This window comes from Comamonas antarctica (assembly GCF_013363755.1).
GTDB classification, from domain to species: Bacteria; Pseudomonadota; Gammaproteobacteria; order Burkholderiales; family Burkholderiaceae_C; genus Comamonas; species Comamonas antarctica.
The window spans coordinates 1,540,234-1,566,395 of sequence record NZ_CP054840.1 but is presented as its reverse complement, the minus strand read 5'-3'; the positions used below and the strand labels follow the sequence as shown (position 1 = coordinate 1,566,395).

23 protein-coding genes and 9 tRNA genes are annotated in these 26,162 nt (G+C 65.6%); 11 read left to right on the top strand and 21 right to left on the bottom strand.

Annotated features, from left to right (window positions below; translation table 11 throughout):
- Positions 1 to 7 precede the first annotated feature (7 nt).
- Positions 8 to 1,306 carry a four-carbon acid sugar kinase family protein gene (locus HUK68_RS07525; protein ID WP_175505767.1) on the top strand — a complete coding sequence of 433 codons (1,299 nt, stop codon included), beginning with the start codon at positions 8 to 10 and terminating at the stop codon, positions 1,304 to 1,306.
- A gap of 249 nt (positions 1,307 to 1,555) precedes the next feature.
- On the opposite strand, the gene HUK68_RS07520 is transcribed toward HUK68_RS07525, so the two are convergent.
- From HUK68_RS07520 to folC, 15 genes are all read right to left on the bottom strand, one after another.
- Positions 1,556 to 1,632 (bottom strand) — tRNA-Asp (locus HUK68_RS07520).
- Between the two features lie 47 nt (positions 1,633 to 1,679).
- A tRNA-Glu gene (locus HUK68_RS07515) sits at positions 1,680 to 1,755 on the bottom strand.
- 30 nt (positions 1,756 to 1,785) lie between these two features.
- Positions 1,786 to 1,861: transfer RNA gene (locus HUK68_RS07510), tRNA-Ala, on the bottom strand.
- Positions 1,862 to 1,898: 37 nt separating this feature from the next.
- Positions 1,899 to 1,975: transfer RNA gene (locus HUK68_RS07505), tRNA-Asp, on the bottom strand.
- Positions 1,976 to 2,031: 56 nt separating this feature from the next.
- Positions 2,032 to 2,107 (bottom strand) — tRNA-Glu (locus HUK68_RS07500).
- Between the two features lie 30 nt (positions 2,108 to 2,137).
- Positions 2,138 to 2,213 (bottom strand) — tRNA-Ala (locus HUK68_RS07495).
- Positions 2,214 to 2,250: 37 nt separating this feature from the next.
- Positions 2,251 to 2,327 (bottom strand) — tRNA-Asp (locus HUK68_RS07490).
- A gap of 57 nt (positions 2,328 to 2,384) precedes the next feature.
- Positions 2,385 to 2,460 (bottom strand) — tRNA-Glu (locus tag HUK68_RS07485).
- Positions 2,461 to 2,508: 48 nt separating this feature from the next.
- Positions 2,509 to 2,584, bottom strand: a tRNA-Ala gene (locus HUK68_RS07480).
- Positions 2,585 to 2,658: 74 nt separating this feature from the next.
- A complete protein-coding gene (gene gltX, locus HUK68_RS07475; protein ID WP_175503626.1) occupies positions 2,659 to 4,062 on the bottom strand; it encodes a glutamate--tRNA ligase in 1,404 nt (467 codons plus the stop codon).
- Positions 4,062 to 5,273: an O-succinylhomoserine sulfhydrylase gene (locus tag HUK68_RS07470; RefSeq protein WP_175503625.1), complete on the bottom strand. Its 1,212-nt coding sequence runs from the start codon at positions 5,271 to 5,273 to the stop codon at positions 4,062 to 4,064. Before HUK68_RS07470 ends, gltX begins: the two co-directional genes overlap by 1 nt.
- Positions 5,274 to 5,448: 175 nt before the next feature.
- Positions 5,449 to 6,954: an amidophosphoribosyltransferase gene (gene purF / locus HUK68_RS07465; RefSeq protein ID WP_175503624.1), complete on the bottom strand. Its 1,506-nt coding sequence runs from the start codon at positions 6,952 to 6,954 to the stop codon at positions 5,449 to 5,451.
- 73 nt (positions 6,955 to 7,027) lie between these two features.
- On the bottom strand, positions 7,028 to 7,519 hold the full coding sequence (locus HUK68_RS07460) for a CvpA family protein (RefSeq protein WP_175503623.1): 492 nt from the start codon (positions 7,517 to 7,519) through the stop codon (positions 7,028 to 7,030).
- Between the two features lie 39 nt (positions 7,520 to 7,558).
- Positions 7,559 to 8,473: an SPOR domain-containing protein gene (locus tag HUK68_RS07455; protein WP_175503622.1), complete on the bottom strand. Its 915-nt coding sequence runs from the start codon at positions 8,471 to 8,473 to the stop codon at positions 7,559 to 7,561.
- A 23-nt stretch (positions 8,474 to 8,496) separates the two neighbouring features.
- Positions 8,497 to 9,822 (bottom strand): bifunctional tetrahydrofolate synthase/dihydrofolate synthase, encoded by a 1,326-nt coding sequence (gene folC, locus HUK68_RS07450; protein WP_175503621.1) that lies wholly within the window; start codon positions 9,820 to 9,822, stop codon positions 8,497 to 8,499.
- Positions 9,823 to 9,882: 60 nt separating this feature from the next.
- On the opposite strand from folC, the gene HUK68_RS07445 reads away from it, so the two are divergent.
- From HUK68_RS07445 to argG, 4 genes are all read left to right on the top strand, one after another.
- Positions 9,883 to 10,236 (top strand): ArsC family reductase, encoded by a 354-nt coding sequence (locus HUK68_RS07445; protein ID WP_175505766.1) that lies wholly within the window; start codon positions 9,883 to 9,885, stop codon positions 10,234 to 10,236.
- A 124-nt stretch (positions 10,237 to 10,360) separates the two neighbouring features.
- Entirely contained in the window at positions 10,361 to 11,095 is a 735-nt protein-coding gene (locus HUK68_RS07440) for a glycine zipper 2TM domain-containing protein (RefSeq protein WP_208458689.1), read from the top strand.
- 158 nt (positions 11,096 to 11,253) lie between these two features.
- Positions 11,254 to 11,571 carry a pyrimidine/purine nucleoside phosphorylase gene (gene ppnP, locus HUK68_RS07435; protein WP_175503620.1) on the top strand — a complete coding sequence of 106 codons (318 nt, stop codon included), beginning with the start codon at positions 11,254 to 11,256 and terminating at the stop codon, positions 11,569 to 11,571.
- A gap of 62 nt (positions 11,572 to 11,633) precedes the next feature.
- Positions 11,634 to 12,971 carry an argininosuccinate synthase gene (gene argG / locus HUK68_RS07430; RefSeq protein WP_175503619.1) on the top strand — a complete coding sequence of 446 codons (1,338 nt, stop codon included), beginning with the start codon at positions 11,634 to 11,636 and terminating at the stop codon, positions 12,969 to 12,971.
- Positions 12,972 to 13,044: 73 nt separating this feature from the next.
- Here argG and HUK68_RS07425 read toward each other — a convergent pair whose 3' ends face one another.
- Positions 13,045 to 13,647, bottom strand: coding sequence for a hemerythrin domain-containing protein (locus HUK68_RS07425; RefSeq protein ID WP_175503618.1), 603 nt, complete (start codon positions 13,645 to 13,647; stop codon positions 13,045 to 13,047).
- Between the two features lie 231 nt (positions 13,648 to 13,878).
- On the opposite strand from HUK68_RS07425, the gene HUK68_RS07420 reads away from it, so the two are divergent.
- Positions 13,879 to 14,919, top strand: a complete 1,041-nt coding sequence (locus HUK68_RS07420; RefSeq protein WP_175503617.1) for a hypothetical protein — start codon at positions 13,879 to 13,881, stop codon at positions 14,917 to 14,919.
- 103 nt (positions 14,920 to 15,022) lie between these two features.
- Here HUK68_RS07420 and HUK68_RS07415 read toward each other — a convergent pair whose 3' ends face one another.
- On the bottom strand, positions 15,023 to 15,982 hold the full coding sequence (locus tag HUK68_RS07415) for a LysR family transcriptional regulator (RefSeq protein ID WP_175503616.1): 960 nt from the start codon (positions 15,980 to 15,982) through the stop codon (positions 15,023 to 15,025).
- A gap of 100 nt (positions 15,983 to 16,082) precedes the next feature.
- Between HUK68_RS07415 and HUK68_RS07410 the strand changes: the two genes are divergently transcribed.
- Positions 16,083 to 16,850 carry a sulfite exporter TauE/SafE family protein gene (locus HUK68_RS07410; protein ID WP_175503615.1) on the top strand — a complete coding sequence of 256 codons (768 nt, stop codon included), beginning with the start codon at positions 16,083 to 16,085 and terminating at the stop codon, positions 16,848 to 16,850.
- Between the two features lie 18 nt (positions 16,851 to 16,868).
- Here the strand turns inward: HUK68_RS07410 and HUK68_RS07405 are convergent, their stop codons facing one another.
- From HUK68_RS07405 to HUK68_RS07395, 3 genes are all read right to left on the bottom strand, one after another.
- A complete protein-coding gene (locus tag HUK68_RS07405) occupies positions 16,869 to 17,897 on the bottom strand; it encodes a hypothetical protein (protein ID WP_175503614.1) in 1,029 nt (342 codons plus the stop codon).
- 369 nt (positions 17,898 to 18,266) lie between these two features.
- Positions 18,267 to 19,337 (bottom strand): hypothetical protein, encoded by a 1,071-nt coding sequence (locus tag HUK68_RS07400; RefSeq protein ID WP_175503613.1) that lies wholly within the window; start codon positions 19,335 to 19,337, stop codon positions 18,267 to 18,269.
- Between the two features lie 130 nt (positions 19,338 to 19,467).
- Positions 19,468 to 20,436, bottom strand: coding sequence for a LysR family transcriptional regulator (locus HUK68_RS07395; RefSeq protein WP_175503612.1), 969 nt, complete (start codon positions 20,434 to 20,436; stop codon positions 19,468 to 19,470).
- Positions 20,437 to 20,622: 186 nt separating this feature from the next.
- Between HUK68_RS07395 and HUK68_RS07390 the strand changes: the two genes are divergently transcribed.
- From HUK68_RS07390 to HUK68_RS07380, 3 genes are read left to right on the top strand one after another with little or no spacing between them, the layout of a single operon-like run.
- Entirely contained in the window at positions 20,623 to 21,846 is a 1,224-nt protein-coding gene (locus HUK68_RS07390) for a CaiB/BaiF CoA transferase family protein (RefSeq protein WP_244146283.1), read from the top strand.
- Positions 21,843 to 22,841: a hydroxymethylglutaryl-CoA lyase gene (locus HUK68_RS07385; RefSeq protein WP_175503610.1), complete on the top strand. Its 999-nt coding sequence runs from the start codon at positions 21,843 to 21,845 to the stop codon at positions 22,839 to 22,841. Before HUK68_RS07390 ends, HUK68_RS07385 begins: the two co-directional genes overlap by 4 nt.
- Before the next feature lie 32 nt (positions 22,842 to 22,873).
- Complete coding sequence (locus HUK68_RS07380) at positions 22,874 to 23,854, top strand: Bug family tripartite tricarboxylate transporter substrate binding protein (protein ID WP_175503609.1); 981 nt, start codon at positions 22,874 to 22,876, stop codon at positions 23,852 to 23,854.
- 28 nt (positions 23,855 to 23,882) lie between these two features.
- On the opposite strand, the gene HUK68_RS07375 is transcribed toward HUK68_RS07380, so the two are convergent.
- Complete coding sequence (locus HUK68_RS07375) at positions 23,883 to 24,782, bottom strand: LysR family transcriptional regulator (protein ID WP_175503608.1); 900 nt, start codon at positions 24,780 to 24,782, stop codon at positions 23,883 to 23,885.
- Positions 24,783 to 24,939: 157 nt separating this feature from the next.
- On the opposite strand from HUK68_RS07375, the gene HUK68_RS07370 reads away from it, so the two are divergent.
- Complete coding sequence (locus tag HUK68_RS07370) at positions 24,940 to 26,148, top strand: CaiB/BaiF CoA transferase family protein (protein WP_175503607.1); 1,209 nt, start codon at positions 24,940 to 24,942, stop codon at positions 26,146 to 26,148.
- Positions 26,149 to 26,162: the final 14 nt, after the last annotated feature.

The following is a 26,162-nucleotide window of genomic DNA, read 5'->3' as shown; positions in this document are numbered from 1 at the left end:
CCGAACCATGGCTTCTTCTCTGAAGATCGCCTACTACGGCGACGATTTCACTGGCGCGACCGATACCCTGGCCACGGCCACGCGTGCCGGGCTGCGCACGCTGCTGTTTCTCGGCTTGCCCAGCGCCGCGCAACTCGAGCGCGCGGGCCCGCTCGACTGCATCGGCATTGCGGGCGCAGCGCGTGCGATGTCACCTGCCGAAATGCAGGCCGAGCTCGAACCGGTGGGCCGGCTGTTTGCGCAACTGGGTGCACCGGTCATGCATTACAAGACCTGTTCGACCTTTGACAGCGCTCCCCATGTCGGCAGCATTGGTGCGGCGATACGCATCTTGCAGCCCCATTCGGCCAATGCTTTCGTGCCGATCGTGGGCGGGCAACCCAACCTGAAGCGCTACTGCGTGTTCAGCAACCTGTTTGCCAGCGCTGGCGAACCGATACACCGCATCGACCGCCACCCCACCATGCGCCAGCACCCGGTGACGCCGATGGCCGAGGCGGATCTTCGTTTGCACCTTGCCGAGCAGGGCTTGGCCCATGTGGCAGGCATCCACTATCCAGACTACGCGCAAACATCGGACACGCTCGATCTGCAGCTATCTGCGCTCATTGCACAGAAACCGGACGCCGTTCTATTCGACATTGCCGGCATTGACCACCTTGCCACGGTGGGCCGATCGATCTGGCAGCAGGCCTTGCGTCAGCCCTTGCTTGCCGTCGGCCCGAGCGCAGTGGTACAGGCGCTGGCTGCGCACTGGGAGAGCAAGCCAGCTGCAACCCGTGAAGCGATTGCGCCTGCCCAGGGCCCTGTGCTCGTACTGGCCGGCAGCCTTTCGCCCGTGACTGCGCGGCAGGTCGCAGCCGCGAGCTCCTACGAGCACATGTTGCTGGACGTCGCACGTCTCACCAACGATGCGGCCGATCGCCGGCAGATGGCGCTGAACATTTCGGCACGGTTGCTGCAAGGCATCAGCGTGCTGGCTTGTACCTCCGGCGCAGGCCCAGCCGGCAATGCGGACGCGTCGGCCTCCCCCCGTGAACTGGCATGGGCCTGCGGTGATCTGCTGGCCCAGGTGCTTGAGATGTCCCCCGTCCAGCGGCTGGGCATTGCCGGCGGCGACACCTCCAGCCACGCCGTGCAGGCTTTGGATGCCTGGGGACTGTCCTACCAGGCACAAATCGCCCCCGGCGTCGCACTGTGCCGGCTGCACAGCGACGATACCCGACTCGACGGTCTTGAAATCATGCTCAAGGGCGGGCAGATGGGCGGAGAAATGCTGTTTGAGGAATTGCTCACAGGTCGCTGATCAGACCGGCAACTGGAAACAAGCCCTCTTGAATCTCCGTTCGCCCCGAGCCCTGAGCTTGGCGAAGGGTGAAACCATGAGCGGCCTGTCCAAGGCATGGGGACAGCCTCTTCATGGTTCGACAGGTTCACCAGGAACGTTGGGTGCCGTTCCGATGCGCTCGTCAACACAACGAAAAAAGGCACCGTGCAAAACACGGTGCCTTTATCGTAATCAGCGAAATCAACGCAGGCGTCAATTCACAAATCATGGCGGAGTGGACGGGACTCGAACCCGCGACCCCCGGCGTGACAGGCCGGTATTCTAACCAACTGAACTACCACTCCTGGTAGAAGCTTTTTGCCTGTACTCGATACAGGCCAAGTGCTCAACTTGGCGACCCTACGGGGATTCGAACCCCGGTACTCACCGTGAAAGGGTGATGTCCTAGGCCTCTAGACGATAGGGTCGTAGCCTTGGAACTTCCGTTCTCAATTTTTTGGTGGAGGTAAACGGGATCGAACCGATGACCTCTTGCATGCCATGCAAGCGCTCTCCCAGCTGAGCTATACCCCCAAATGGAGCGATGCAAAATGCACACTTCCAGAAACTGTGGCGGAGTGGACGGGACTCGAACCCGCGACCCCCGGCGTGACAGGCCGGTATTCTAACCAACTGAACTACCACTCCTGGCAGAAAGCGTTGTGATTGGACAAATATTCTTGCCAACCCAAGTGCTTCAAACTTGGCGACCCTACGGGGATTCGAACCCCGGTACTCACCGTGAAAGGGTGATGTCCTAGGCCTCTAGACGATAGGGTCGTAACCTAAGAACTTCCGTTCTGATTTTTTTGGTGGAGGTAAACGGGATCGAACCGATGACCTCTTGCATGCCATGCAAGCGCTCTCCCAGCTGAGCTATACCCCCAAAGGATTCGTGCTATGAGGCATGAAACCGTAAACTGTGGCGGAGTGGACGGGACTCGAACCCGCGACCCCCGGCGTGACAGGCCGGTATTCTAACCAACTGAACTACCACTCCTGGCAGAAAGCGTTGTGATCCGGCAAATATTTTTGCCAAACCCAAGTGCTTCAAACTTGGCGACCCTACGGGGATTCGAACCCCGGTACTCACCGTGAAAGGGTGATGTCCTAGGCCTCTAGACGATAGGGTCAAAACCTTGGAACTTGTCCGTCTTCAACGCACTCTTAACAGAGTATCTTGGTGGAGGTAAACGGGATCGAACCGATGACCTCTTGCATGCCATGCAAGCGCTCTCCCAGCTGAGCTATACCCCCCCGAAATCTCCATCTTGACAACACGTTCAATTTCTTGCTGTGTGTCGTTGAAGACTCGAATTATAGACAGGTTTTTAAGCGTTTTGCAATCTCGCAGCAATTTTTTCGCGACCGAGCAATTCAAGCACTGAATCGACCGATGGCGTGTGCGCCGTGCCCACCGTCAGCACCCGCACCGGCATCGCCAGCTGGGGCATCTTCAGGCCCTGGGCCTTGAGCACTTCCTTGAATGCGGCGGAGATCGCTTCGCGGCTCCATTCGCATTCGGCCAGCGCCGCGGCCAGCGCCGCAATCGCGGGTTGCACGGCTTCGGTCACATGCTTGGCGCGCTCTTCCTCGTCGGGCGTCACATCCCGGTAGAACACCTGCACCCAGTCGGCCAGCGCCACCAGCGTGTCGCAGCGGTCCTTGAACAAGCCGCAGATGCGCACCAGGCGATCGTCGGCATCCAGTTCAGCGGCCGCAATGCCGCGCTTTTCCAGGAAAGGCTTGACCTGCGCGGCAAGCGCCACGTCGTCCATGGCCTTGAGGTGCTGGGCGTTGACCCAGCGCAGCTTGGCTTCGTCGAACTGGCCCGCGCTGCGGCCCAGATGGTCGAGGTTGAACCACTCGAGGAACTGCGCGCGGCTGAAGATCTCGTCGTCGCCATGGCTCCAGCCCAGGCGTGCCAGGTAGTTGACCATGGCATCGGCCAGATAGCCTTCGTCGCGGTACTGCGTCACGGCCTTGGCGCCGTTGCGCTTGCTCATCTTCTCGCCCTGCTCGTTGAGCACCGTGGGCAGATGGGCGAACACCGGCACCTGTGCGCCCAGCGCTTCGAAGATATGGATCTGGCGCGGCGTGTTGTTGATGTGGTCGTCGCCGCGGATCACATGGGTGATCGCCATGTCCATGTCATCGACACAGACGCAGAAGTTATAGGTGGGCGTGCCGTCGGGACGCGCGATGACCAGGTCGTCGAGCTCGCTGTTCTGGAATTCAATGCGGCCCTTGCACTTGTCTTCCCACGCCACCACCCCGCCCTGCGGGGTCTTGAAACGCAGCACCGGCTGCACGCCTTCGGGCACGGGCGGCAGCTGCTTGCCGGGCTCGGGGCGCCAGGTGCCGTCATAGCGCGGCTTCTCCTTGTTGGCCATCTGCTTCTCGCGCAGCGCGTCGAGCTCGGCCATGCTCATATAGCAGGGGTAGACCAGGCCCTTGTCCTGCAGTTGCGCCAGCACCTGCTTGTAGCGCTCGATGCGCTGCATCTGATAGAACGGACCCTCGTCGGGCGTGAGCTGCAGCCACTTCATGCCTTCGAGGATCACGTCCACCGAGGCCTGGGTCGAACGCTCGAGATCGGTGTCTTCGATGCGCAGGATGAAATCGCCGCCATTGGCGCGCGCAAAGGCCCAGGGATAGAGCGCCGAGCGGATGTTGCCCAGGTGGATGAAGCCCGTGGGTGACGGGGCGAAACGGGTACGTACTTTGTTGTTCATTAGAGGGTATCCAGTCCACGGCAGAGGTCTGCCTTGATGTCTTCGAGATGTTCGAGGCCGACCGAGAGGCGGATCAGGCCCTGGCTGATGCCGGCGGCCTGGCGCTGCTCCTCGGAAAGACGGCCATGCGACGTGCTGGCCGGATGGGTGATGGTGGTCTTCACATCGCCCAGATTGGCGGTGATGCTGCACACGCGCGTGCTGTCGATGACCGTGAACGCGTTGGCGCGCAGCGCCTCGGGCGTGGCGCCGATCACATCGAAGGCCAGCACGCCGCCGCCCATGCCCGACTGCTGGCGCATGGCCAGATCGTGCTGGGGATGGCTGGGCAGTCCGCAATAGTGCACGCGGGCAACCTTGGGATGCGCTTCAAGCCATTGGGCCATTTCCAGCGCTGCGGCGCTCATTGCCTTGACGCGCAGCGACAGGGTCTCCATGCCCTTGAGCATGACCCAGGCGTTGAACGGCGCGACGTTGAGGCCGGCGGTGCGCTGGAAGGCACCCATCCTCTCTTCGACCAGCGCTTTCGGGCCGCAGACCGCGCCCGCCATGGCCCGGCCCTGGCCGTCGAGCAGCTTGGTGCCCGAATGCACGATCAGGTCGGCGCCGAATTCCGCGGGGCGCTGCAGCACCGGCGAGGCAAAGCTGTTGTCGACGGCCAGCAAGGCGCCGTTGGCATGCGCCAGCTCGGCCAGCGCGGCGATATCGCAGAGGTCGCCCAGCGGATTGGTCGGGGTTTCGGCAAACAGCAGGCGCGTTTCGGGGCGCATCGCGGCCTTCCAGGCGGCGACATCGGTCTGCGACACGAAGCTGGTGCTCACGCCAAAGCGCGCCATCTCGCTGCCCAGCAGCTTGATGGTCGAGCCGAACATCGATTGCGAGCAGATGATGTGGTCGCCCGACTTGAGCATGGTCATGGCCACCATCAGGATGGCCGACATGCCGGTCGAGGTGGCGATCGCGGCTTCGGTGCCTTCCATGGCCGCGAGGCGGCGCTCGAAGCTGGTCACCGTGGGATTGGAGGTGCGGCTGTAGGTATAGCCCGGCTCCTCGTTGCCAAAGCGGCGCGCGGCCGTTGCGGCATCGGGCTGCACGAAGCTGCTGGTGAGGTACAGCGCTTCGCTGTGCTCGCCCCATTGGCTGCGCTCAACGGCTTCGCGCACCGCGAGGGTATCGGGATGCAGGCCGGCGGGAAGGGTTCGTTCGGTCACGGTGGAATTCCTGGTTGTCGTGCGGCGCACGCAGGCCGGCGCCATGAAAAACGAGCCAAACCCGCTCGAGGCCAGGCCCTTTTGCGTTTTTGGCTCTTCTTCACTGCCTGCCAGCGCGCTGGCGCACCCTGGTGCGCCCCGCTGCATTGCTTGCAATCGTGCTTACTGTAACGGCTCAGGCGTCCTGCGCATTGGGCAGCGACAGGCGCGAGGTATCGGCATCGCCTTCTTCGGCGCCGGTGCGGCCGGCGTTGAGCGCGGCGATGTCGCCCTCCGAGATGTCGCCGGTCACGTAGACGCCATCGAAGCACGAAGCCTCGAAGCCGTTGACGGCCGGGTTCAGCGCGCCAATGGCCTTCTTCATGCCGTCGACGTCCTGGTAGATCAGCGCATCGCAGCCGATGACCTGGCGGATCTCTTCCACCGTGCGGTCATGCGCGACCAGTTCGCTCTTGGTTGGCATGTCGATGCCATAGACGTTGGGAAAGCGCACCGGCGGCGCGGCGCTGGCCAGGTAGACCTTGCTCGCACCGGCATCGCGTGCCATCTGCACGATTTCCTTGGAGGTCGTGCCGCGCACGATGGAGTCGTCGACCAGCAGCACGTTGCGGCCCTTGAACTCGCTGCTGATGGCATTGAGCTTCTGGCGCACCGACTTCTTGCGCGCGCCCTGGCCCGGCATGATGAAGGTCCGGCCGACGTAGCGGTTCTTGACGAAGCCTTCGCGGTACGGCAGGCCCAGCAGCTGCGCCAGCTGCATGGCGCTGGGGCGGCTCGACTCGGGAATCGGGATGATCACGTCGATTTCGTTCGGCGGCACGGTGGAGATCACGCGCTTGGCCAGCGACTCGCCCAGGTTCAGGCGCGCCTGATAGACCGAAATGCCGTCCATGACGGAGTCGGGACGTGCCAGGTACACGTATTCGAAGATGCAGGGGTGCAGCTCGGCCTTGTCCGCGCATTGCTCGGTCTGCACGCTGCCGTCGGTGCCGACAAACACCGCTTCGCCCGGGGCGATGTCGCGCTCGAGCGTGTAGAGGTTGCCCTCCAGCGCCACCGATTCGCTGCCCAGCATCACGCTGCCATCGGCGCCGCGGCCCAGGCACAGCGGGCGGATGCCGTAGGGGTCGCGGAACGCCAGCAGGCCGTAGCCGGCGATCAGCGCGATCACTGCATACGAGCCCTTGACGCGCTTGTGCACCGCGCGCACCGCCTTGAACACATCGACGGTCTTGAGCGGCGCACCGCTGGTGGCGCGTGCCAGTTCATGCGCCAGCACGTTCAGCAGCACTTCCGAGTCGCTGTCGGTGTTGGTGTGGCGGTGGTCGGTGTCGGCCAGCTCGGCCCGTAGCTGCTTGGCGTTGGTCAGGTTGCCGTTGTGCACCATGACGATACCGAAAGGCGCATTGACGTAGAAGGGCTGCGCCTCCTCCTCGCTGTGCGCGTTGCCGGCGGTGGGATAGCGCACCTGGCCCAGGCCGATGTTGCCCGGCAGCGCGCGCATGTTGCGCGTGCGGAAGGTGTCGCGCACCATTCCCTTGGCCTTGTGCATGTAGAACTTGCGTTCCAGTTGCGTCACGATGCCGGCTGCATCCTGACCACGGTGCTGCAGCAGCAGCAATGCGTCATAGATCAGCTGATTCACGGGAGAAGTGCTGACTACACCGACGATTCCACACATAGTTGCGTTCCATCCATCCGCGGGAAAAGTCCCGCCATTCTTGCAAGGCCGCCCGGCGCGGGCCACCCTGCCCTCATCTCGAAGGTAGATACCTTCCCAATTCCTGCGGCAGCGCGGGCATGAAACCCTGCACCGCGGCCGACAGCTGCGGCGCCATCAGCGACTGCTGCCACCACTCGCTTTGCTGCAGCGGCGTATATCCCACCACCAGGGTCACAACGACCAGCAGCAGCGCCGCGCGCAGCAGGCCAAAAGCCGCGCCCAGCGTGCGGTCCACGGGACGCAGGCCGACGCTGTCGATCAAGCGCTTGGCCAGCGCCGAGACCAGGCCCCAGGCAAACGCCACGCCGATGAACAGCACGACAAATCCCGCCGCATACTGCAGGGCGGGATCGCTGTTGCCCAGCGGCAGCCACTGCGCCATGCCCGCAGCGCCATAGCGCGCCGCGACAAACGCCACGATCCACCCCACCAGCGACAGCAGCTCATATACCAAACCGCGCCAGGCGCCCAGCACCAGCGATGCCAGCACCACGGCCAGAAAAATCCAGTCGAGCGTCCCCATGCTCACACGCCCTTCTCAGGGCACCCCGCCGCCATGGCGTCAGGGCTTGATCACCGAGGCCGGCAAACCCAGCCCCTTGATGCGTGCCGCCGCCTTGTCGGCTTCGGCGCGGCTGTTGAACGGGCCGACCCGCACCCGGGTGCGCTGACCGTCCTTGGTCGAAACCGTCGTGGTGAACGCGTTCAGGCCGGCACCCGCGAGCTTGGCGCGGATCTCGCGCGCCTTGTCCGCATCGCCAAACGCACCCACCTGGACCACGACCCGCTCGCTTGCAGCCGCTTCGCTGACAGGACGGCCTTCGAGCAGCGCACGGGCCCGCGCCGCTTCATCGGCCTTCTTCGGCTCGGCCTTTGGTTCCGGCTTCGGTTCGGGCTTGGGCTCCGGTTTCGGCTCCGGTTTCGGTGCGGGCTTGGGCTCAGGCTTGGGTTCGGGCTTCGGCTTGGCCGGCGGCTCCACCTTGGGCGTTGCCGGCTTCGGTGTCTCCGCAACGGCAGATGCGGCCACAGGCGGCGACATCAAGGGGGGGACCGGCGGCATGGGCACGGGTACCGCGGCAGTGCGCGGAGTGACGGCGCCCGGCGCAGTGGCGGCCACTGGCGCAGAAGGCTCGAAGACCTCTTCGCCCTTGTCCAGCGAGGCATGCGTCGCCACCGAGCCGGAGGGCGCAGCCGGGGCCGGCTTGGCCGCGGTGTCGCCCGGCACCATCAGGGGCGCGACCTGGCCCTTGTCGGGAATCTCGATGGGGATGTCGACCGGGATGGGACGCGGCTGGGTGTCGAACAGCAGCGGGAAGCCGACCACGCCCACCAGCACCAGCACGGCTGCACCGATCAGGCGGTGGCGTGCGCGACTGCGCATCACGTCCACGCTTTCCACCTGTGCAGAGCGCGAACGCGGCGCGGATTTGTCGGCAGCCTCTTTTTTGCCAGGCCAAGAGAACTTGAAAAATGCCATGAAGTGCAGACTCGTTCCAGGGCTTATTCGCCCAGATGCTTGGCTTGCAGACGCGGCGTGCCATGAAGCAGCACCCCGCCCACCGTATAAAACGAGCCAAAGACCACGATTCTATCAGCCGGGTCGGCGGCGGCGACGGCAGCCTGCAAGGCAAGCTCAGGGGTGGCGTGCAGGCTGGTGGTCACTTCCCTGCGTCCGCCGGCCACCATCTGCACCGCATTCCACTTCTGCTGCAGGCCGGCAGCCGTGTCGGCACGCGGCGTGGGCAGGTCGCAGAAGTACCAGCGGTCGACCAGCGGACCGACCTTGGCGAACATCGGCGCGAGGTCCTTGTCCGCCATCGCGCCAAAAACCGCATGGGTCCTAGGGAAAAACCCCATGGCATCGAGGTTGGCCGTGAGAGCCGCCACCGAATGCGGGTTGTGCGCGACGTCCAGCACCAGCGTCGGCTGGCCCGGCACGATCTGGAAACGGCCCGGCAGCTCGACCATGGCCATGCCGGTACGCACCGCCTGGGCCGTGACCGGCAGGCGCTCGCGCAGCGCCTCGAAGGCAGCCAGCGCGCCCGCGGCGTTGACCAGCTGGTTGGCGCCGCGCAGCGCCGGATAGGCCAGGCCCGCGTAGCGGCGTCCGCGCCCGGCCCAGCCCCACTGCTGCTTGTCGCCGGAAAAATTGAAGTCCTTGCCGAACTGCCACAGCTCGGCGCCGATCTCCTGCGCGTGGTCGATGACGCTTTGCGGCGCCACCGGGTCGCTCACGATGACCGGGCGGCCAGCACGCATGATGCCGGCCTTCTCGCGGCCGATGGTCTCGCGGTCCTTGCCCAGCAGTTCGGTATGGTCGATGTCGATGCTGGTGATGATCGCGCAGTCGGTATCGATGATGTTGGTGGCGTCGAGGCGCCCGCCCAGGCCGACCTCGAGAATCGCCACATCGAGGCGCGACTGGCTCAGCAGGTGCAGGATGCCCAGCGTGGTGAACTCGAAATAGGTCAGCTGGATTTCATTGCCGCCCTGCACGCGCGCGCTTTCCACGGCCTCGAAGCTCGACATCAGCTGCTGCGCGCTGCAGATCTCGCCGCCGATGCGGCAGCGCTCCTCGAAATGCACCAGATGCGGCGAGGTGTAGACGCCAGGCTTGTAGCCCGACTGCAGCGCCACGGCCTCGAGCATGGCGCAGGTCGACCCCTTGCCATTGGTGCCGGCCACGGTGATCACCGGACAGTCGAAACGCAGCGCCAGCCGCTGGGCCACTTCGCGCACGCGCTCCAGGCCCATGGCGATGTTTTGGGGGTGCAGGCGCTCACAATAGGCGAGCCATGCGTCCAGAGTGGGAAATGTGGTGTGCATACTGCGCGCATTGTCGCCCAGCAGCGGCAGGACCACGGCTTTCGCTTTACTATCCCCTACATGATTGTTTACGGCATTCCCAACTGCGATACCGTCAAGAAAGCCCGGCTGTGGCTCACCGAGCACGGCCAGGAGCACCGGTTCCACGACTTCAAGAAACTGGGCGTCCCTCCCGATGCGCTGGCGCGCTGGATGCAAGCTGTAGGCTGGGAGAAGCTCGTCAACCGCCAGGGCACGACCTGGCGCAAGCTCGATGCCGCGGTCCAGGCCGGCGTGCAGGATGCGGGCAGCGCCAGCGCCCTGGTGCAGGAGCAGCCCAGCCTGATCAAGCGTCCCGTGGTCGAGTGGCCCGACGGCAGCATCACGGTCGGCTTCAAGGCCGACGACTGGCAACAGCGCGTGGGCGCAGGCTGAGACCTGGTCCTGCTACAAACTCTTACGGCCGTTTACCCCGCTGGAGCGTGCGGTTCACCGACCACGCCTAGAATTTCGGGTATAGCCAGAGCAGGATTGCCGCGGCAACCAAGGAGCTTGAGCCATGAAGAAATTGATCTGGATCGGGGCTGCAGCCGCGCTGTCCACGGGCGCTGCAATGGCCCAGGAACAAGGACGGGTGCTGTCCGTGACCGCGGTGCAGCAGCAGGTGGCGTCCCCCCAACAGGTCTGCCAGGATGAAACCGTGCCGGTGCGCCAGCGCAGCTCGGGTGCGGGCGCCGTGATTGGCGCCGTGGTCGGCGGCCTAGCCGGCAATGCCATCGGCAGCGGCGGCGGGCGTGCAGCCGCCACGGGCGCCGGCCTGGTCGGCGGCGCAATGCTCGGCAACCAGCTCGAAGGCAATGGCGACGTACGCTATGAAACCGTGCGCCGCTGCAGCACGCAGAACTACTACCGCAGCCAGACCACGGGCTATGACGTGGTCTACGAATACGCGGGCCGCCAGTACACGACGCGCACCGCCACGCCTCCGGGCGACTGGATCGCGCTGAACGTGCAGCCGGCGCAGGCCCAGGGCTACGCGCCCGGCTACTACGCGACGCAGGACAGCTATGGCTACCCGGTGCAGAGCTATCCGCCGGTGACCTATTCCACGCCGCAACCGGTCTACACCACGCCCGTCGAGCGCGGCTATACCGCCGCGGACTATGTCGCACCGGTGCTGATCGGCGCGACCATCGCCGCGGGCGCGCACTACATCTTCAGCCCGCGCAACCGCTGGAACGGCCCGCGCTACTACGAGCGCCCACGCCACTACGGCGGCGGCTGGCGCCGCTGATCTCCCGCGGCGCGGCGCGCGCTGCGTGAGCCTGCAAAGCGCCCCTGGAATCGCGTTTCCAGGGGCGCTTTGCGTTTGGACGCCCATGCATGCAGCAGGGGGCTGCCGGGCTGGCCTAAAATCGACGCTTTGCCCACTTCCACGGACCGCGTTCTTCCATGACCACCGAAACCTTTGCCGGCGTTACCCTCACCACCAAAGCCAACGTCTACTTCGACGGCAAGTGCGTGAGCCACAGCTTCACCCTTGCCGACGGTACGAAGAAATCGGTGGGCGTGGTCCTGCCTGCCACCCTGACCTTTGGCACGGCTGCGGCCGAGATCATGGAATGCGTGGGCGGCTCGTGCGAATACCGCCTCGACGGCTCCGACCAGTGGCTCACGTCCAAGGCCGGCGACTCGTTCCAGATTCCCGCGAATTCGAAGTTCGACATCCGCGTGGACGAGGCCTACCACTACATCTGCCACTACGCCTGAGCGCCCGCGCACCTTGCGCGCTGCCCCCGGCCGCCCTTTTCACTTACCCAGAGTGCCCTGATATGGAAACCATCCTCAAGAACCTCCCCGCCGGCCAGAAGGTCGGCATCGCCTTCTCCGGTGGCCTCGACACCAGCGCCGCGCTGCGCTGGATGAAGAACAAGGGCGCCGTGCCCTATGCCTACACCGCCAACCTGGGCCAGCCCGACGAAGCCGACTACGACGAGATCCCGCGCAAGGCCATGGAATATGGCGCCGAGAAGGCGCGCCTGATCGACTGCCGCACGCAGCTGGCCAACGAAGGCATTGCCGCCATCCAGGCCGGCGCCTTCCACATCTCGACCGGGGGCATCACCTACTTCAACACGACGCCGCTGGGCCGCGCCGTGACCGGCACCATGCTGGTCGCTGCGATGAAGGAAGACGACGTCCATATCTGGGGCGACGGCTCGACCTTCAAGGGCAACGACATCGAGCGCTTCTACCGCTACGGCCTGCTCACAAACCCGGCGCTGCGCATCTACAAGCCCTGGCTGGACCAGGCCTTCATCGACGAGCTCGGCGGCCGCGCCGAAATGTCGGCATTCATGACGAAGGAAGGTTTCGGCTACAAGATGAGCGCCGAGAAGGCTTATTCGACCGATTCCAACATGCTCGGCGCGACCCACGAGGCCAAGGATCTGGAACTGCTGTCGAGCGGGATCCGCATCGTGAACCCGATCATGGGCGTGGCTTTCTGGAAGCCTGAAGTCGAAGTCAAGGCCGAGGAAGTCTCGGTGAGCTTCGAGGAAGGCCGTCCGGTCGCACTCAACGGCAAGCGCATCGAAGACCCGGTGGAACTGTTCCTCGAGGCCAACCGCATCGGCGGCCGCCACGGCCTGGGCATGAGCGACCAGATCGAGAACCGCATCATCGAAGCCAAGAGCCGCGGCATCTATGAAGCGCCCGGCATGGCGCTGCTGCACATCGCCTACGAGCGCCTGGTCACCGGCATCCACAACGAAGACACCATCGAGCAGTACCGCATCAACGGCCTGCGCCTGGGCCGCCTGCTGTACCAGGGCCGCTGGTTCGACCCCCAGGCCATCATGCTGCGCGAAACCGCCCAGCGCTGGGTCGCGCGCGCGATCACCGGCACCGTGACGCTGGAACTGCGCCGCGGCAACGACTATTCGCTGCTCAACACCGAGTCGGCCAACCTGACGTACCAGCCCGAGCGCCTGTCGATGGAAAAGGTCGAGGACGCACCGTTCTCGCCCGCCGACCGTATCGGCCAGCTGACCATGCGCAATCTCGACCTGATGGACACGCGCGACAAGCTCGCCATCTATGCGCAGACCGGTCTGCTGTCGATGGGCAGCGGCTCGGCGCTGCCGCAGCTGGGCAACGAGAAGAACTGATCTTCCGCTGCGCTCTCGCGCAAGCCACGCCGTCGCGAGATGGCGTGGCTTTTTTCATGGCCGCGGCAACGGCCTATTGGCGCAGTTTCTTCTCAATCGTCGCGCCGGCCTTCTCCTGCTTCTTGCGCCGCTCGAACACCGCGCGCATGTAGCGCAGGTCGCTGTCCGACAGATGTTCCTGCGCCGCGACGAACTGCTCCTGCTCCTCCTCACGGATATGGTGCAGGTACTCGTCGCGCAGCGTCGCAAAGCGCCGCAGCCAGCCGGGCGAGGCCATGTCGCGCGCGGCCAGATCGGCCATCAGCTCGTCCATTTCCTTGTGTTCGGCCACGGCATGGCGCGCGTCCTCGGTCGTGTCGGGATTGCGCATGACACTGGACCAGAGCGCCTGCTCCTCGGCCGCGGCGTGGCCCTTGATTTCCTTGACCAGTTCCACGAACAGCCGTTCGCGCTCCGGCGAGTGGCCGTGGGTGGCAGAGATCATGGCCAGCAACGCGCGGTGGTGGTCATGGTCTTCGACCAGCCGGCCAAAGATGTCGGGATCGCCGCGGAACTGCGTGGCGGGAGTGCTGCCGATATGGGCGGGCACTTCGGTGGCCAGCGCCTTGGCCTTGGCAATCGCAGCGCGCTTGGCTTGCTGCGGGGGAATTCTTGTGGCAGTGACAGCTGTATTCATGGGGGGACCTGGGTATTGACAGTGGGAACCCCATCCACCATTGGGCCGCTCGCTTGCCGGCAATGTCAGCCGCAGCCGCATTACGCGCTCATCCACCGGCGCGACCTCGGAAAATTCCGCGTTTTGGCACGTACGCAGGCAAGAACCGGCGACGTTTGTTCCTGTTTGCTTACAAACCGCGTTGAACCATTGCACCAAGATGGGGTTTTGCAACTCACCGCGAGGCTTTCCATGACGGCACCTACCTATGTCCAGTCTGACCCGATCGCAGCTTCCACCGTGCCCGCCGCCAGCGTGGGCATCAGTGGCGTTTCCTGGGCCGCGATCTTCGCCGGCGCCCTGGCGGCGGCAGCGTTATCACTTGTGCTTTTCATCCTGGGCATAGGGCTGGGCCTGTCGTCGATTTCGGTCTGGTCGAACCGCGGCGCCGAAGGCGATACCGTCGGCTGGGCTGCCATTGCCTGGCTGGCCTTCACGCAGCTGGCCTCGGCCGGCGTGGGTGGCTACATTGCGGGCCGCCTGCGCGTGCGCTGGCAAGGCGTGCATACCGATGAAGTCTATTTCCGCGACACCGCCCACGGCTTCCTGTCGTGGGCCTTTGCCACGCTGGTCATGGCCGCACTGATGGGCTCGGTGGCCGGCAGCGCCATCACCGGCACGGTCAAGGCCGCGGGCAGCGTTGCCGCCGGCGCCGCCACCGCGGCCGTGGGCAGCGCAGGCGCCATCGGCGCGGCCGCCAACGCCAATTCCGATGATTCCTCGAACCCCATGGGCTATTGGATCGACAGCCTGTTCCGCCAGGACGCTGCCGCTCCCGCAGCCGCCGCACCGACTGACGCCGCGCCTGCGGCAGACGCCTCGGCCGATGCCGCCGCTGCAAGCGCTGCGCCCGCCCCGGTTGCCAGCACCCCGGCTGCGACGGCCACGCCTTCGCGCCGCGCCAACGTCGATGCGACCCGCGAAGTCACGCGCATCTACGCCCAGGCCATCCAGACCGGCACGCTGCCCCCCGAAGATGCGCGCCACGTTGCCAACCTGATCTCCGAGCGCACCGGCATGCCCGTGGCCCAGGCCCAGGAACGCGTGCAGCGGTCGTTCGACCAGGCCCGCCAGCAGGTCGAACAGGCCAAGGAAAAGGCCAAGCAAGCCGCTGAAACCGCACGCAAGACCGCGGCCCACACCGCGCTGTGGCTGTTTGTCGCGCTGCTGATCGGCGCCTTCGTCGGCAGCTTCTGCGCGACCATCGGCGGCCGCCAGCGCGACGCCTACTGAACGCTTTGACATCCCGCCGGCCTGAACGGGCCGGCTCCATCATCCGGAGGTAATTTCATGCGATCCATCCTGCTGTTTCTGCTGGGCATTCCAATTCCCATCATCATCCTGATCGCGCTGCTGACCTGAACGGCCGCGACGCATCTCCCGCCAGCCCGCCTCGCGCGGGCTTCTTCGTGGCCGCAGACAGCAGATGCTGCAGCAACTGCTGCGCGGGTGCGGGCAATGCGCCGGCATCGCGCACGCACAGCACCAGATGGCGCGCGGCCCACGCATCGAGCAGTGCCAGGCGCTTGATCCCGGTGGTGCGGCCGCTGCGAACGGCAACCGTGCGCGGCACGATGCCAATGCCGATGCCCTCCCCCACCATGCGGCAGACCGATTCGAAGCTGCGCAGCCGGATGCGATAGGCGAGCCTGCGGCCCAGCCGCCGCGCGTGCTGCGCGATGTGGGCCTGCAATGCACTGCCTTCGACCAGGCCGACAAACGGTTGATCCACCACCTCGTCGAGACGCACCGCGCGGCGCTGCGCCAAAGGATGGCGGCGCGGCACCACCAGCACCAGCGGATCGGCGCAAAAGGCAAAGGTCTGCAGGCCTTCGAGATCCACCGAATCGGAGACCATGCCGATATCGCAGAGCTCGCGGCGCAGCGCATCGACGATCTCGGCGCTGGCGCGTTCCTCCAGGTCGACGGACATGCCCGGATGCTGAAGGAGAAAGCTGCCCAGCACCGAGGGCAGATGCTCGTTCAGCGCCGAGGTGTTGCACAGCAGCCGCACATGGCCCTTGACTCCCGCAGCGTAGTCGCCGAGTTCGGCTTGCAACTGCTCCATCTGCGCCAGCATCAGGCGCGCATGGTGCAGCAGCGTGCGCCCGGCAGGCGTGGGCTGCACACCGCGCCGTTCACGCAGCAGCAGGGGCCCGCCGAGCGCCTGCTCCATGCCGCGGATGCGCTCGCTGGCCGAGGCCAGCGTCATGTGGCTGCGCCCGGCCCCGCCCGTGATGGTGCCTGCCTCATAGACATTCAAAAACAGCCGCAGGTCGGTGAGGTCGTAGCGCATGGCCGCCAAAGTACCACAGCCTGGCTCAGGCAGGCCCTGAGGCAGGCTGCGCCACTTCCGCATTCCGCTTTGCGCCGCGGCTGCGCAGAATTACGGTCCTATGCCTGAATTCCTCACATTTTCCGATGCCGGCGTGCCGCTTCTCATCACCCTGGTGTTTGTGCTGGCCGGCGTCGTCAAGGGCGTGGTCGGACTTGGATTGCCGACGATCGCCATGGCACTGCTGGCGCTGATGATGGCTCCGGCCCACGCGGCGGCGCTGCTAATCGTGCCGTCGCTGGTCACCAACATCTGGCAGCTCAGCCCCTGGGCGGGATTGAATTCGTTGCTGCGCCGGCTCGCGCCGATGCAGTTGGGAATCTGCGCCGGAACGCTGGCCGGCGCCTGGCTGCTGGGCGCCCCGGCGGGCGCCTGGGCCTCGGTCTGCCTGGGCGTGGCGTTGGTCGCATATGCGGCCTGGGGATTGGCGGGCGCGCGGCTTGCCGTCAGCCCGGCCAGCGAACGCTGGCTGGGCCCGCTGATCGGCGCGAGCACGGGTCTGGTGACGGCCGCCACGGGCGTGTTCGTGCTTCCCGCCGTGCCCTATCTGCAGGCACTGGGCCTGCAGCGCGATGCGCTGGTACAGGCCATGGGCCTCTCGTTCACGGTGTCGACGCTGGCGCTCGCGGCCGGGCTCTACGCCAATGCGCAATTCTCGGGCGCCAGCCTGGGCGCGTCGGCGTTGCTGCTGCTGCCGGCGCTGGCCGGTATGGCGGCGGGCCAATATCTGCGGCGCAAACTGTCGCCCGTGCTGTTTCGGCAGGTGTTTCTGATCAGCCTGGCACTGCTCGGCAGCCATATGCTTGCCAAGCCGCTCCTGGCGCCTTGAGCGCGCCAACGCGCTGCGTCAGCCGGCGCCGTTCATGCAGGGCGATGCCGCCAGCCACACCTCAAACAACTGTTCGCAGATCTCGTCGAAGTCGCCGGGCCGGTCGTCCTGGCTGGTGGGTACATCCTCTTTGAGGTAGCAGTCGCGGAATTCCTCGAAGCCGCGCACATGCATGGGCACATGCGGGCAGCGCACCAGCTCCTCGATGGTCTTGCGGCGGGCAGCGCCTGCGCCTTCGAGCAGGTGGCGCTGGTTTTCCAGCAGCCAGCGCGGGAAACTGCCTTCCCACTGGCGCAGGCGTTCCGCATGACTCATGCTCGGGCGATACAGCAGCAGGGTGCTGTCCGTGGAGCTGTCCCAGTTCCAGCCCGGCAGGCGCGTGGCCGTCCAGCCAAAGATGCCGGCCATGGTTTCGGCACTGGCCAGCAGGTCCTGCGTGTTGTTGTCACCGCTGGGCATGGCAATCACGGCGCTGGTGTACTGCACATGGCCGCCGCCGGACAGCGGCAGCGAGCGGAAGAAATACAGGTCGTTGCAGCCCGGATGGAAGCGAAAGAAATGACCGTCCAGCATCGCCCCCCAGCCCGGCAGGCAGGCACTGTGGTCGGCCCCTGCATACCAGCGCTGCACCGCATCGCCCATGGTGCGCTCCTCGGGCTCCCCCAGGTCATGGGCATCGGCAAACACATGCGCGCACTGCTGGTGCAAATAGCGCCCCCAGTCGATATGCTCCGATTTCAGGTTCTTCAGAGTGGCCGCCCAGACGCGCAGCGACGCCTGCAGGTCGACAAACGACGGGACCGGCTGCGCGAGTTCCGCCGCCACGGGGCGCACGAAGCTGCTGCGCGGGTCATAGCCCAGGGCCGTCAGGCGCTCGAGAAAGTCGACCACGTTGAAGGACGGCAGCGCCGCGCCAGCCGCAGCGTCATTGGACAGGCGGTTGCGCAGCGCGGCATGGGTGGACGAGCCCAGCCCCGCGGCAATGGCTTCGGTCAAATGGGCGGATTTGGCTTCCGGGAACCGGGACTGCAGACGGCTCTTGAGCACTCGCAGTGCTTCGGAAAGGTCCGGAGGCAGGATTTGCGCTGGCGATGATGCAGCCAAGGGCGCTTGTGAAGACATGGCATTCAGTCCTGTGAAGCCGGTGTCCCCCGATTACGCACCAGCTTTGCGACAGAATGCAAAAGCAGAAGTGGCGTGAAATGATGAATTCCGATTTCACTCGAGGGCAAGTGGGGCCGGATGCCAGGCAGCGATTATGGTTGAAAACTACGCCGTGCGTGCGAGCACGGCGCTCGCCGCCTCGGCCCCGGGCGTCTGCGCCTGTGGAACGGGACGAGTGACCCGGTGTGTGACTAGGGTACAAATACTTGCGTTTTGAGGTACTCGCTGACGCTTTTTTGCTTGACGCCGGCTTTACCCTCGCCACATAGCCAGCAGGTAGTGGCAGTTGTCATCGAAGTGGTCCGGACGCCGCAGCAGGAAAAATGGCTTCTGCTCGCTGAGATAGGCGCCATGGAAATCCTCGAAGCTGCGTACCTGCAGCGGCAAATGCGGGCAGGCAATCAGCTCCTTGATGACCTGCCGGCGCGCGGCCGATGCGCCTTTGAGCAGGTAGCGCTGGTTCTCCAGCAGCCAGCGCTGGAACGATCCTTCCCACTGATGCAGGCGCTCGCTGTGGCTGATGTTCGGCCGGTAGAGCACCAGCGTGCCGTCGTCGGCGGTGCGCCAGTTCCATTGCGGCAGGCGGGTAGAGGTCCAGCCCAGCACGCCGGCGCGCATCGCGGCTGCGGCCAGCAGTTCCTCGCGGTTTTGCACGCCGGCCGGCGTGTCGACCACGGCGCTGGTGTAGTGCACATGCCCTCCATCGGCCAACGGCAGGGAACGCAGGAAATGCAGCTGGCTGCTGCCAGGCCCGAAACGCAGGAAGCGGCCCTGCAGCAAGGCGCCCCAGCCGGGCAGGCACGCGCTGTGGTCGGCGCCACTGTGCCAGCGCCGCCGGGCATTGCCGGCACAGCGCTCGGCAGGCTTGCCCAGGTCATGCGCTTCGCCAAACGCGTGGGCACAGCGCCCGTGCAGATAGCGGCCCCACTCGACATTGCCGGAAGTGGAGTTCTTGGTCCGCGCCATGCCCAACACCCGCAGTGCCGCCTGCAGGTCCGCAAACGCAGCATCTGGTTTTTCCATCGGCGCCGCCACAGGCCGGCGGAAACTGCCCAGGGGTTCGTAACCCAGCGCCGCAAGCCGGCCGAGGAAATGCATCGCATTGAAGGGCGGCAGCCTGTTGGACGGCAAGCTGCCCAGGCGGGCGCGCAGTGCGGCATGGCTGGCGAACCCCAGTCCCGCCGCGATGGCTTCCGTCAGATGGGACGATCTTCCTTCGGGAAAGCGCGCGTGCAGGCGGTTCTTGAGCGCCCGCAGTGCGTCGGCATGGGCGGGCGGCTTTTGCGCGGTCGCTGACGCAACGCAAGGAGCTTGCGAAGACATGGGCATTCACTCCTGTGAAGCCGGTGTCCCTCGATTGCGCACCAGCTTTGCGATGGAATGCAGATAGCACAGATGACGTCAGATGCTCGTTCCGATTTCACTCGAGGGCAAGTGGGGCCGGATGCCTGGTTCAATTATCCAATGGATTTTTTGACCTCGACAATGCGTCAGGCGCGTATGCGGGAAGTCCCGAAGCCGCCGGCCCGGCAGGGGCTGCTGGCGCAATCAGATGCTCCACCAGTGCGCGCGCCACGGGCGGCAGCGCTTCCAGGGAGCGCAGGCACAGCACCAACTGGCGCTGCGCCCAGGGTTCGTTCAGGCGCAATGCGGTGATTGCCAGCGTGCCCGCATACAAGGCCGCGCTCTGGCGCGGCAGCACGCCTACGCCCAGGCCGGCAGCCACCATCAGGCACAGGGCGTCGTAACTGGTCACCTGGATGCGCAGCCGCAGCGGCATGTCCAACTGCGCAGCGCTGCGCGTGAGCAGCGCGTTGATCACGCTGCCCACATGGGCGCCAACGAAGTCGTAGGCCAGCGCCTGCTGCATGCCGACTTCCTCCTGCTGTGTCAGCGGGTGGCCCTGCGGGGCAATCAGGATCAACTCGTCCTGCCGATAGGGCAGATAACTCAGGTCGCCGCCATAGCGCCCGGCATTCAGGATGCCGAAGTCGGCCGCGTTCTGCGCCACCGCCAGCGCAATCTCGCTGCTGACCTTTTCCTGCAGGTGCACCTGCACCTCGGGATGCTGGGCCATGAATCCCTGCAGCTGCGCCGGCAGGAACTGCGTGATCGCCGAGATGTTCGCCACCATGCGCACATGGCCGCGCATGCCGCTGCCGTACTCGCGCATCTGCCGCGCAATGCCATCGATTTCACCGAGAACGCTGCGCGCCAGGCCCAGCAAGGTATAGGCGGCTGGCGTGGGCGCGATGCCGCGGTTGCTGCGCGCGAACAACTGCACCTTCAGCTGCGCCTCGAGCTCCGCCAGGCGGCGGCTCGCGGCGGACGTGGCGATGTGCTCGCGCACGGCGGCGCGCGCGATGGCCTGCTCTTCCATGACCGCCACGAACAATCTCAGGGAAACGGGATCAAGTCGCATGCAGGTATTTTGCATTGCCCGATCAGCAATGCGACTGTCTTTTCAGTGCCATAGATATAAGGGTTTCTCCGCATTATTCGAAGTGCTATGCCCAAACGCGATGGCAGGCACGCAAATCAGCGTTTTGCATTCGCTGCGGTGTTTTGCATCATGGCCGCCTTCGCTCAGCGATACCTCGAGGAAAGAATGCAGGAAACTCTGGAACATGACCCATCGCTTCATGCGGGCGCACTGGCGGGCGTGCGGGTGGTGGAAATGGGGCAGCTCATTGCCGGCCCCTTTGCGGGCAAGACGCTGGGCGAATTCGGTGCCGACGTGATCAAGATCGAGGCGCCGGGCGCGGGCGATCCGCTGCGCAACTGGCGCATGATCAAGGAAGGCACCTCGGTGTGGTGGCAGGTGCAGTCGCGCAACAAGAAATCGGTGGCGCTCGACCTGCGCCAACCACAAGGCCAGGACCTGGTGCGCCGCCTGCTCCAGGAAACCGACGTGCTGATCGAGAACTTCCGGCCGGGCACGCTCGAAGGCTGGGGCATGTCGCCCGACGAACTGCATGCCATCAATCCCGGCCTGATCATCCTGCGCATCTCCGGCTATGGCCAGACCGGCCCGTACCGCGACCTGCCCGGATTCGGCGTGGTGGGTGAAGCCATGGGCGGGCTGCGCCACCTCACCGGCGAGCCAGGGCGGGTGCCGGTGCGCGTGGGCGTATCGATAGGCGACACGCTTGCCGCCCTGCACGGCACCATTGGCGTGCTCACCGCGCTCTACCACCGCAAGGCGCATGGCGGCAAGGGCCAGGTGATCGACGTGGCGCTGCACGAAGCCGTGTTCAACGTCATGGAAAGCCTGGTGCCCGAATACAGCGCCTTTGGCGCGGTGCGCGAAGCCGCAGGCAGCGCGCTGCCCGGCATCGCACCGTCGAACGCCTACCCCTGCTCCGATGGCTGGGTGCTGGTGGCCGGCAATGGCGACAGCATCTTCAAGCGCCTGATGCAGGCCATCGGGCGTGAAGAGCTGGCCAACGATCCCGATCTCGCCAGCAACGCCGGGCGTGTTGCACGGGTGCAGGAAATCGACGCCGCGATTGGCGCCTGGACGCAATCGCGCGGTATCGCGCAGGTGCTGGAGCAACTGGGCGCGGCGCGCGTGCCGGCCGGCCGTGTCTACACCGCGAAGGACATCTGCGAAGACCCGCACTACCGCGCGCGCGACATGATCCTGCAGCAGCAGACGCGCGACGGCTACAGCGTCGAAGTGCCGGGCGTCGTTCCCAAGCTGTCGGGCACACCGGGCACGGTGCGCTCGAGCGCGCCCGGGCTGGGCGACGACACCGATGCGGTGCTGGCCGGCATGGGCCTGGACGCCACGCAGATCGCCCAGCTGCGCGAAAAGGGGGTGATCCAATGAGCACGGCCGTCTGGAATGGCGCCGGCAGACGCATCCATATCCAGGAAGTCGGCCCGCGCGACGGCCTGCAGATGGAGAAGGCTTTCGTGCCCACGGCGCAGAAGATCGCGATGGTGAATGCGCTGTCGGCCGCAGGGCTGGCCAAGGTCGAGGTCACGGCATTCGTCTCTCCCACGGCGATTCCCGCGCTCGCGGATGCCGAGTCGGTGCTGCGCGGCATCGAGCGCCGGCCCGGCACCGTCATGACCTGCCTGGTGCCCAACGTCAAGGGCGCGCAGCGCGCGATGGGCGCCGGTGCCGACGAGCTGAACCTGGTGATGTCGGTCAGCGAGACGCACAACCTGTGCAATCTGCGCATGCTGCGGTCGCAGTCGTTTGCCGGCTTGCAGGAAGTGATCGCCGTCGCGCAGCAAGGCCAGGCAGCCGTCAACGTCTCGCTGTCGTGCAGCTTCGGCTGTCCGATGGAGGGCGATGTGCCCGAGCAGGTCGTGCTCGACTGGTCGCAACGTTTCATCGCGCTGGGCGTGCAAGGCATCACGCTGTGCGACACCACGGGCATGGCCCATCCGGCGCAGGTGCATGCACTGGTACGCGCCTTCAAGGCGCGCTGGCCGCAGACCCCATTGACGCTGCATTTCCACGACACGCGTGCCATGGCGCTGGCCAATGTGCTTGCCGCCATCGATGCCGGCGCAGACCGTTTCGACGCCTCCGTGGGCGGCTTGGGCGGCTGCCCCTATGCACCCGGCGCCAGCGGCAATGCCTGCACCGAGGAACTGGTGCATGCGCTGCAGCTCATGGGCTACGACACCGGCGTGGACCTCGCCGCGCTGACGCAGGTCGCGGCGGGGCTGCCGGCGCAGATCGGCCATGACATCCCCAGTGCGATCGTCAAGGCAGGCCCGGTGCACCAGCTGCACCCTGCGCCCGCATCGCTCGAAGAAATCCGCAGCCGCGCGCACGAGCGGCTGCAGGCAACGGCAAACGGGCTTTGAGGCCCGTCATTACAAAACCAAGGAGACACACAATGACAATCAACCGTAAGCAATTCTCGCGTCTGGCAGTGGCCACCGGCCTGGCCCTGGGCCTGGCTGGCACGGCCATGGCGCGCGCCGACTATCCCACCAAGCCCATCACCATGGTGGTGCCGGCCGCGGCCGGCGGCACCACCGACCTGGCCGCGCGCATGACGGCGCAGGCGCTGAGCCCGGTGCTGGGCCAGTCGATCGTGGTGGAGAACAAGGGCGGCGGCAACGGCAATATCGCCGCGGCCCAGGCCAAGCGCGCCGAAGCCGACGGCTACACACTGCTGATGCAGTACTCGGGCTTTCATGTGATCTCGCCGCATCTGGCGAAAAGCGCCTGGGAGCCAGCCGATTTCGTGCCCGTGGCCAACGTGCTGTCGGCACCGCAGATCATCGTCGTGCGCCGCGACCTGCCGGTCAACAACATGCAGGAACTGGTGGCCTACGCCAAGGCCAATCCCGCAAAGCTCAACTATGCTTCCTCGGGAAATGGCTCGCTGCAGCATGTGACCGGCGTGCAACTGGAGCAGGCGGCCGGCATCCGCATGGTGCACGTGCCCTACAAGGGCACGGGCCCGGCGCTGCAGGATCTGCTTAGCGGCCAGGTGGACCTGACGTTCGGCACCGCGCCACCCTTCATGCCGCATATCCAGGCCGGCAAGCTCAAGGTGCTGGCCGTGACCGGCAAGGAGCGCCTGCCCAGCCTGGCCAACGTGCCGACCACGGCCGAAGCCGGCCTGCCGGGCGTCAACGCCACCTCATGGTTCGCGCTGTTCGCACCGGCCAAGACCCCCAAGGACATCGTGCGCAAGCTCGAAACCGATGTGCGCAACATGCTCAGCGACCCGGCTTTCCAGAAGAAGGCGCTGGACCAGGGCGCGACCGCGGACTTCAAGGACAGCAAGGCGCTGGGCGCCATGGTCAAGCACGACTGGGATATGTGGGGCAAGGTGGTCAAGGAGGCGAATATCCAGGCCGAGTGACGCGCGCCTGCGCCTGCGGGGACCGGCCTCAGCCGGCCCCCTGCTGCGCCGCCTTGGCCAGCAGGAAATCGATCAGCGTCGCAATGGCCCGGGTCTGAAAGCGCGTGGGCATGTACAGCAGGTATTTGTGGGTGGACAGGAAGTCCAGGCTGCCCGGCGCAAAGGGCAGCCGCACCAGATCGCCGCGCTGCAGTGGCTCGCGCACCATGTAATCGGGCACGACGCCCACGCCCAGGCCTTGCAGGATGGCGTCGCGCAGGAAATAGAAATTCGCCGACATCAGACGCGGCTTGATGCGCAGCTCGGTGCCGCCCAGGTGGTGGCCGGCCAGGCGCAGCTTCTGGCCCGTGAGATTCGAGGTGATCAGCGGTACCTGGTGCAGGTCCGCAAGGCTGCCGGGCATGCCGTGCTGCTGCACCAGCGCCGGGGCTGCGCACGCCACGTAGTGCACCGGCCCCATGTTGCGCGCCACCAGGTTCAGCGGCGGCTCGGCCATCACGCGCATCGCGAAATCCACTTCGCCCTCCAGCAGGTCGGCCATGTCGTTGTTGAAAACCACCTCCAGCGTCACGCCCGGATAGATCTGCATGAACTCGGTGAGCCATGCCGACATCGTCAGCTGCCCGTAGCCGCTGGGCACCGACAGGCGCACCGTGCCCTGCAGGCCCTGGCCCAGCGTGCTCACGGCTTCGCTGGCAGCGAGCAACTCCTTGCGCATCGCGCGTCCATGCTCATACAGCTTCCAGCCGAGTTCGGTGGGCTCGATCTGGCGCGTGGTGCGCCGCAGCAGTTGCTGGTCCAGTTCCCGCTCGAGCTGGTTGAGCCGCTGGCTCACGCTGGCGCGGCTCACTCCCAGCCGGGCTGCCGCCTTGCTGAGATTGCCGGCTTCGATGATGTCGACCAGCAGGGACAGGGTGGCCAGGTTCATTGTCAAATTTTCGATTACACAATGTTCAATTTTTATCACAATTGATAAATTTTCTAAACATATCAAAATACGCACCAGCTTGGCGCAGCGCTGCGTGCGCCGGCAAATAGAGGGGTCTGCGTGCCTCGTTGTTGATCTGTTGGACAAGGCCCTTCCCATGAGCGCTTCCCTTCCCCTCCAGCCGCTGGCTGGCCTGCGTGTTCTCGACCTGTCGCGTGTGCTGGCCGGCCCGATGTGCGCCATGTCGCTGGCCGACCTGGGCGCCGACGTCATCAAGGTCGAGCACCCGAGCCGCGGCGACGACACGCGCGACTGGGGCGTGCGCGTCGGCAGCCGCAACACCTCCTACTTCAACAGCGCCAACCGCAACAAGCGCTCGATCAGTCTGGACCTGCAATCGCCCCGGGGCCAGGAAATCGCGCTGCAGCTCGCGGCGAAAAGCGATGTAGTGATCCAGAACTTCAAGGTCGGCGGCGCCGAGAAGCTGGGCCTGGGCTATGAGCAGCTCAGCGCGCTCAACCCGCGCCTGGTGTACTGCTCGATCTCGGGCTATTCGCGCTCCGGCGCAGAAGCCAAGCGCCCGGGCTACGACCTGGTCGTGCAGGGCGAAGCCGGCCTGATGGCGATGAACGGCGACGAAGGCCAGGGCCCGCTCAAGTTCGGCGTGGCCGCCGTGGACATGTTCACCGGCATGTATTCCGCGCAGGCCATCCTGGCCGCGCTGTACGAGCGCCACAGCACCGGCAAGGGCCGCCATGTGCAGATGGCGCTTTATGACTGCGGCCTGATGATCACCAGCTACTACGGCATGGAAGCACTGCTCAAGGACGGCGACCCGCCGAAGTTCGGCAACGCCCACCCGTCCATCGTGCCGTACGGCGTATTCGAAGCCGCCGACGGCCCGCTGGTGATCACCGTGGGCAACAACGGCCAGTTCCAGCGCTTTTGCAACGAGATCATCGGCCACCCCGAATGGGCCACCGACGAGCGCTTCGCCACCAACACCGCACGCTCGGCCAACCGCCATGTGCTGATGCCGCTGATCCACGCCGCGCTGGCGCGCAAACCGCGCGCAGAACTGCTGGCGCAGCTCACGGCGGCGCAGATTCCCTGCGGCGAGGTGCTGGGCCTGCTCGATGCGCTGCAGTCCGAACGCGCCCAGGCGGCAGGCTTGCTGCACCGCTATGACGACAGCGAAGCCGGCGCGCAGGCCGTGCTCGCGCCCCCTTACGCGATGGATGGCGAACGCCTGCCCGTGCGCATGCCCCCGCCCCATCTGGGCGAACACACCGACGCCGTTTTGAGCGAGCAACTGGGACTGGCGGCCGACGCCATTGCCGACCTGCGCGCGCACAACATCATCTAAGTACAGGTTTTTTA